The organism is Paenibacillus sp. Marseille-Q9583 (genome assembly GCF_976954365.1).
In genome coordinates this window covers 20,366-27,553 of record NZ_CDRJTB010000082.1, presented here as the reverse complement: position 1 = coordinate 27,553, position 7,188 = coordinate 20,366, and the positions used below count along the sequence as shown (strand labels likewise).

Here is a 7,188-nt window from a genome sequence, read left to right as displayed (position 1 = left end):
ATTACAAATAAAAACCGTTTCTATACCCTCCCCGTCTTAATCTATGAGAGGTTTAGGAGAGGGGGCTAAGGAAGGATATGACGATGACTAATGCAGAAATGAAGAAGGTAACGATTCTTGATTCTAGGAGCGAGACGGATTTCTACGATTCTATATTGGTACACAGAGAACAACTATACAGTATTGCCTATAGCTACTTGCGTAACCGGAATGATGCGCTTGAAGCGATGCAGGAAATGACTTGCCGGGCCTGGATCAAAAGAAAAACGTTAAAGGATCCAAAAGCGTTTAAATCATGGATCATTCGGATCCTGATTTATGTCTGTATAGATGAACAAAGACGTAGAAAGCGTTCCATGCCGCTTGTAGACGAGAGAATAGGAGAGCAGATTACGCACATTGGCCATCATCGGATGGAAATGCTGTGGGCACTTGAACAAGTTAAACCCAAGTATCGCCATGTGCTGCTGCTTAAATACTACAACGATATGACCTTAAATGAGATTGCTAACATTCTGGATAAACCTGAAGGAACGGTCAAGACATGGCAGCATAAAGGACTCAAGCAGTTAAGAACGATCATTAAGAATCGGGGTGATTGGAACCATGAGTAGTCAGGAGGAGCTTGCCATGTTAATCGATGCTGAACGGATCCCACAGGAGCACAAAATGGAGAGTGCAGCCGCACAAATCTATGCCATTCAAGCAGGACTCGAACTAGGTAAAAAGCGCGGAAAAAAGCTAATGTTCGCTAGAAGCGCAATGGCTGTACTGACTGCATCTGTTTTGATTGCAGGTTTACTCTTCTTCAATCCAACCCAATGGATGCCACAGCAAGCCTCTACAAGTATTGAATCAAGTGATTGGGGTGTGCTGGAACCTTTTAAGAAGTTGGCTGAATCTGATGTTGATGCTCTTACGTTAGAATCTGCTATTCGAAACGATTATGTGCAAATCGTGAATAAGAGTGCTGAGAAAAACGGATATAAAATCACTCTAAATGCTGTGATCGCTGATGAAAATAAAATTATTCTGCTATATACAGGGACTACAAGTGGTGGTCAGGAAATTTACAATGTGAATAGTGTATGGCTGACAGATGCTGTGACGGGACAAAGTGTAGTAGATAAAAATGGGAGTAGAGGTGGGATGGGTTTACATGCTGTGGATAGTATTTATACATGGCTCGGAAAAACTATCTATCCACTAGATAAGGATAAAGCATTTCCAAAAGAGGTGGTGGCGAATTTTCAGATTGCCTCAGTGGATCCGGGAATGTTGAGCAAACCGAAAACGGGAACGGTTTTATCCGATATGCGGTATTCTGACCGTTTAAAGGTGAACTTTACGATTGATCCAAAATTCTGGGAACAGAAGACCGAGACAGTAGTTATAAATCAGCCTTTTATGATTGACGGACATGAAGTGAATCTTGCGCAGGTGGAGCTATCTCCTTTAAGTATAGTAGTTAAATTCACGTTAAGTGAGGCATTAAAAACCGATTGGGAGATCAGGAATGAAATTTTTGGAAAGACTCCTAGTGAGTTGACATCGCGGGTTGGGAAACGCGAATTGAAAAATAATTCGATTGGCGGAAGTGGCAGTGAGGATGGATTTATAAGTAACTTTAGCAGCAACGTATTGGATCAACCAAAATTCATTCGTTTGAAGCTTGATGCGGGGCCTGATCGCAAGAAAGAGGCGTATATTGATATCTTGAAAAAATAAACAGCAAGTGATGAGAGTGAGAATGTGCTGGAATTCGTAATGCAGAAAAAGGTCCGCCAACAGCGACCTTTTTTTGTTTTCTAGAAGATTAAATATGATTATAAAGCCCTTTTTTTAAATAGTGCTATAATAGCTCTTTGAGTGTTCTGAGCTGTATTTTGATCTATATGAACTAGGGGTGATAGATTTGAGCGTAATCCGTATGGAGAACGTAACTAAGAAATATGAGAATACTTTGATTTTTCGAGATATATATTTTCGAGTTAGCAAGGGTGAACGGATTGGGTTAATCGGACGAAATGGTGCGGGGAAGTCTACTGTTTTTAAACTGATGATGGGAAAAGAGGAGCCAACAGCAGGGAAAGTAGAGTTAGATCCCAATGTGAAGATCAGTTATTTCTCTCAATTCTCGGAGCTTTCCGGGTCCTTGTCTGTACAGCAAGAGTTAGAATTGTGCTTCGAGCAAGTAGCGCTTATCGAACAAGAGCTTAACCAAATCGGGGAACAGCTTGGGCAAGTGACAGATGATGATCAGATGAATACTCTTTTAGAGCGACAAGCAGCGCTTTTTGAACAAATGGATCATTTGGATGGCTGGAATGTATCCGTCGAAATCAACACTGTTCTGACGAAGTTGGGCTTCAATGAAAGATCACGTCATCAACCTGTAGATGAGTTATCGGGAGGCTGGAGGAACCGTGCAGCACTGGCTAAAGTCTTAATTGAAATGCCCGATGTCGTATTGCTCGATGAGCCTACTAACTTTTTGGATATCGAAGGGATCGTATGGTTGGAGCAGTGGCTTCACCGATTTAATGGGGCGATGATTCTCATTTCCCATGACCGGCAATTTATTGACAGAGTAGTCACGCGGACGATAGAAATCGAGAATTATCATTTTCAGGAATATGAAGGCAATTACACCGACTATGTTCGTAAAAAGAAGATGCGCAAAAAGGTGCTTGATCGTCAGTTCGAGTGGGAAGAAGAGCTTCTACTTATGGAGTCGGAAGCCATTGAAACCCGCGGGAACAAAAAGTCCTCGAAGGATCGTCTATCACGTAAACTGACAGATATGAAAAAGCGTTTGGAGCCTCATCCAGTGAACGTACTGATCACGGATATCTACAGCAATTTACGGTTTCCGGACAAGCTTGGTGAAGTGAAGGGAATTGGACAAAGCTATGATGGTCGCACGATATTCCAGAACATTAGCTTCGATATTCAAAAGGAAGATCGGATAGCTGTTGTGGGTCCTAACGGAAGCGGGAAGTCGACACTCATAAAGGTATTGACTGGGCAAGAAGAGCCTGAAACGGGTGGTGTGACTTGGGAACGTGGGGTCAGCTACGCGTACTTCAATCAGATGTGGGACGAACTCGATGTTAAAGATACAGTCAGTCATGCCGTAAATGTGTATGGGCTGGGACTCGATGCTCCGCGGAAAAAAGTGAATAAATTTCTATCGATGCTACAATTCTCGGAAATGGATCTGAGCAAAACGATCGGCAGTCTGTCAGGTGGACAGCAGGCCAGAGTAGCGTTAGCGAAATGTCTTCTCTCTGGCGCGGCTGTCATTATTTTGGATGAGCCAACGAATCATTTAGATTTGACGAGTATTCAGGTGATGGAGCAAGCACTTATTCATTTCCCTGGAGCCGTAGTTACCGTCAGTCATGACCGCTTCTTCATCGATAAAATTGCAACGAAAATGCTTACCTTCGATCCTGAAGCAGGAATCACTGAGCAGAATGTTTAGGATTATGTTGGCAGTCGGATGATTACGGTCGTCCCTTCACCTACTTGACTGGTGATTTCAATCCCATAGGGTTCACCAAAATGAAATTGAATACGATCATGAACATTTTTTATACCAATATGATCTTCATCTAGGGTGTCTGATGGTTGAGAGAGACGAAGACGTAACTGTTTAAGTTTCTCTTCATCGATACCAATACCGTTATCTTTAACGATAATTAGCATGTCATCCCCGGAAATCATCGAGGAGACTTCAAGGAGACCCGGTTCACTTCGACACTCCAGTCCATGGACGATAGCATTCTCAACGATGGGCTGAAGGGAAAAGTGCATGACTTTAATTATTTCGGTATTAGGTTCTAGCTGTTCAATATATTGAATTTTGTCCCCGAAACGTAATTGTTGGATTTTTACATACAGCCGGACGTGTTCAAGTTCTTCTCGCAGGGTTACGGTTATCTTTCCGGTCTGGATATGAATCCGAAACAATCTACCTACAATCCCCACCATTTCGCCAATCTCTCTTTGCCCATTAATGATGGCTTTCATTTGAATAGATTCAAGTACATTCGCAAGGAAGTGTGGATTGATTTGGCTTTTAAGGGCACCGTATTGAGCTACTTTTTGTTGTGCTTTGGCCATAGAAGATCGCTCGATATAATTTTGCAGGTCTTTCACCATTTTTCGGATTCCATTGTATAGAACACCAAACTCATCTTGACGATTACTATACAAATCCACATCAAAGTTCCCCATCCCCACCAGCTTAACCTTTCGGCTTAAAAGAATAATAGGCTTAGTGACACGCTCCGATAGGATATACATGAATAAGATCGCAGTGACAAGCGACAAGAGCGCTAATGTTAAAATGATTTTTCCGAGAAAAGTGGCTTGCTTAGTCATCTCTTTTTCATCTATATACTGAATGACCTTCCAGTTGGAATAGGGAGACGTAACAAAGTTAATGTACGAGTCCTTATCGTCAAAAGTACCATAAAAGCTTCCCGTATCATTGTTCATGAAAGTATTAAGCGCCTGAGGTTCTATAGGAATAGGTTGTAAGGGTGAGGTCTCCATGATATCTGAGCTGTAAACACTACCGCCCTTATCGTCTAAAATAATGAATTTTCGTTTGCTATTCTCGGAGAGCTTTAAGATTTCACGTAATGAATCCAATCGGATATCGATTAACATGACGCCAATGGGCTGCTTGCTTCCTTTTTTATTAATGACTCGGGCAATAGAAATGACGGATTGTTTGGAATTGGTGCGATAGAAGGGGACATGGCTGCCAAATAGAATCACTCCGCCTTTTTTCTGCTGGGTCTGTAAATACCAATCCTCCTGGGTATAATCCTTCACATCATAATCCGCACGATTGAAATTGGCAGAGTAGAACACACGTGATCCCGAAAAAATCTGCACACTATCAACATTTTTAATCGTCATCTCAATCCCGCTGATGAAATGCTCTATCGTGTTTCCATACTGAATATTCAGGTCATTTCCGACGTCGTCTTTATGGATCGTCCAGTGCTCCAGTGCGGTTTGGAGCTGGCTATCTACCTGTGCGTTCAGTGTACCTTTATCAATACTTTGAAGATATTGGTCAATATTGAACGAGAGGTTATTAAGGATCAGATTTGAGCTGCTCTGGTATTCATTTTTGACGGCTTGGTTTGAAAAGATATAGATGATTGCGGATATGATCAGGAGTGGAATGGTAATGGTCAGGATCATCAGTATGAAAATTTGACGATTGACATGTCGCATCCGGTAGCGTCGCTTGGGTTGCTCAATCTGCATCATTTAGTCACCAGCCCGATTGTTTTCTATAGTCTGATGGGGTCATGTTCGTGATACTTCGGAATGTTTTAACGAAATGCTTATAGCTTTTGTAACCACACATCGTACAGACATCGGTCACTAGAATCTCCGGTTTTTTTAAGCATTCCTGCGCATATTCCATCCGGATTTCAGTTACAAATCGCATATAGTTCTTATCGAGTTTCCGCTTGAAGAGGCGGCTTAAATATGATGGATTATAGAAGAATCGATCTGCTACCATCTGCAGAGTCACGTCTTGATCAATATTTTCTTTAATGAAGGATTTAATATGCTCGAATATGATCACATCCTGTTGGTGGTTGTGTGTCAATCCTTCGGTATAAACAATCCCCAAATGAATCATCCACCTGCCAAGCCAGTCAAAAAGCGTCTCAAGCGAATTAAAATCATCCACAAAGGTAAGGTTCAGTAGCTTTTCGCTGTACACACCTTCGATATGGATGTGGTTTTTATTGGCGAAGCGGACTATAACACTTATGATTTCCTGAAGAAATGCGAGCCAGTAATCAGGAGAAGAGACATCAGTTTTACTTAGAATATCTTGAGCCAGACGGTGCATTAGCTGAAGCGTCTCTTGTTCGTTAGCACTTTCTATGCAGGAAATCATTCGTTTCTTATCATTCTCATCTAGTTGAATTAGGGAAGGTTTCATAGAATTTGAGTTTTCTATCCACTGTGGCACATAGAATAACCTGCAATCTCTTTTGTAAAAGCGTTGATATAACATTCGACCAGACTCGTGCAGCGAAGTATGTAATTGTGCAGGGTTCTCGGTCGTCTTACCTATAACTAAATAGAGGTCTAGATGATGTTCTAGCGTAAGCGCCTTCAAATATTGGTCAATTCGTGTCTGCACTTGAGCTTGTAGAGGGAAGTTGTCAGTAGAAGACGGAGATCCCAATACTATAAGACCATAGAGCTTTGTTTTAGATGAATATGTAAAAATAGAGTGCGGTGTAGAGTCATGGAGATACTCATCCACTGCGTAATGAATGAACTTTTTCGCATATTCTCTCATCCTTAGGGTGGATTGCGTGCACGTTTCTCTCATGGGAATGCCAGTCAAAACAAAGGGGAGATAAAGATAGTAGTTACTGTTGAAATTACATAGTTCATGGATAATAGCATCATCTATTACTGAATGTTCTTCCTCTAGCAACAGCTTTACAAGCTCTGCCCCTTCCAGATTAGAACGTTTTAATTGGTCTTCTTGTTTTAAATGAAGTTTGTTCATACATTTTTGTATTACTAAAAGGCTTTCTTCGTATTCCAAAGGCTTAAGCAAAAAAGCATGTACATTCCCTAGTTGTATAGCCTTCTGAGCGTATTCGAAATCGTTGAATCCTGTCAAAATGATAAATAATGTATCAGGAAGCAGATTGCGAATCTGCTCAATCATTTGAAGCCCATCCATTTCGGGCATCCGGATATCGGTGATCACCAAATCGGGCTTCTCGCGTAGCGCGGTGGTCATTCCTTCTCTGCCATTCTCTGCTTCAATAATGCTGTGGACCCCAAGCTCCTCCCAAGCAAAGTAATGTTTTAAGCCTGTTCGTATTAATGGCTCATCCTCTACAATCATCAATTTATACATGAAATCCCTCCGGAAGACTAGAATTATAGTGGATCACTCGTAAGAGAATACCATTAGATGTAAGATTAAAAGGGTTACATTAAGGCGAAAAAGTGAAAAAATATAAATGTGTAATGTATTATAACATTGAAGAGGTGTGGATTGAAGGGATATGTCAGAAATGAACCCTAAAAGTAAAAGGAGTGGGATTCTCCTAAATTTACAATTGATTTATGATTAGCGCAAGGAATGAGAGCAGTACTTTATTCCACAAAAAATAA

Annotated in this window: 5 protein-coding genes; 3 read left to right on the top strand and 2 right to left on the bottom strand. The window is 41.2% G+C overall.

Annotated elements, in window-relative coordinates; genetic code table 11:
* Positions 1-77: 77 nt before the first annotated feature.
* The 3 genes from ACWNM1_RS26640 (at position 78) to ACWNM1_RS26630 (ending at position 3,487) form a co-directional block, all read left to right on the top strand.
* The gene (locus tag ACWNM1_RS26640; protein ID WP_149644250.1) at positions 78-614 is read left to right on the top strand and encodes a sigma-70 family RNA polymerase sigma factor; all 537 of its coding nucleotides are present in this window, start codon (positions 78-80) and stop codon (positions 612-614) included.
* Positions 607-1,728, top strand: a complete 1,122-nt coding sequence (locus tag ACWNM1_RS26635; protein WP_449603327.1) for a DUF4179 domain-containing protein — start codon at positions 607-609, stop codon at positions 1,726-1,728. The genes ACWNM1_RS26640 and ACWNM1_RS26635 overlap by 8 nt, the downstream gene beginning before the upstream one ends.
* Positions 1,729-1,915: 187 nt before the next feature.
* Positions 1,916-3,487 carry an ABC-F family ATP-binding cassette domain-containing protein gene (locus tag ACWNM1_RS26630; protein WP_449603326.1) on the top strand — a complete coding sequence of 524 codons (1,572 nt, stop codon included), beginning with the start codon at positions 1,916-1,918 and terminating at the stop codon, positions 3,485-3,487.
* A gap of 2 nt (positions 3,488-3,489) precedes the next feature.
* On the opposite strand, the gene ACWNM1_RS26625 is transcribed toward ACWNM1_RS26630, so the two are convergent.
* Together ACWNM1_RS26625 and ACWNM1_RS26620 are read right to left on the bottom strand one after the other, a co-directional pair.
* Positions 3,490-5,295, bottom strand: a complete 1,806-nt coding sequence (locus tag ACWNM1_RS26625; protein WP_449603325.1) for a cache domain-containing sensor histidine kinase — start codon at positions 5,293-5,295, stop codon at positions 3,490-3,492.
* Between the two features lie 4 nt (positions 5,296-5,299).
* Positions 5,300-6,928 (bottom strand): response regulator transcription factor, encoded by a 1,629-nt coding sequence (locus ACWNM1_RS26620; protein ID WP_449603324.1) that lies wholly within the window; start codon positions 6,926-6,928, stop codon positions 5,300-5,302.
* Positions 6,929-7,188 lie beyond the last annotated feature (260 nt).

What these genes read in the sequence shown, in the direction of transcription:
- ACWNM1_RS26625 (WP_449603325.1), bottom strand. Translation starts at nt 5,295, where the DNA reads ATGATGCAGATTGAGCAACCCAAGCGACGCTACCGGATGCGACATGTC.
- ACWNM1_RS26620 (WP_449603324.1), bottom strand. Translation starts at nt 6,928, where the DNA reads ATGTATAAATTGATGATTGTAGAGGATGAGCCATTAATACGAACAGGC.
- ACWNM1_RS26640 (WP_149644250.1), top strand. Translation starts at nt 78, where the DNA reads ATGACGATGACTAATGCAGAAATGAAGAAGGTAACGATTCTTGATTCT.
- ACWNM1_RS26635 (WP_449603327.1), top strand. Translation starts at nt 607, where the DNA reads ATGAGTAGTCAGGAGGAGCTTGCCATGTTAATCGATGCTGAACGGATC.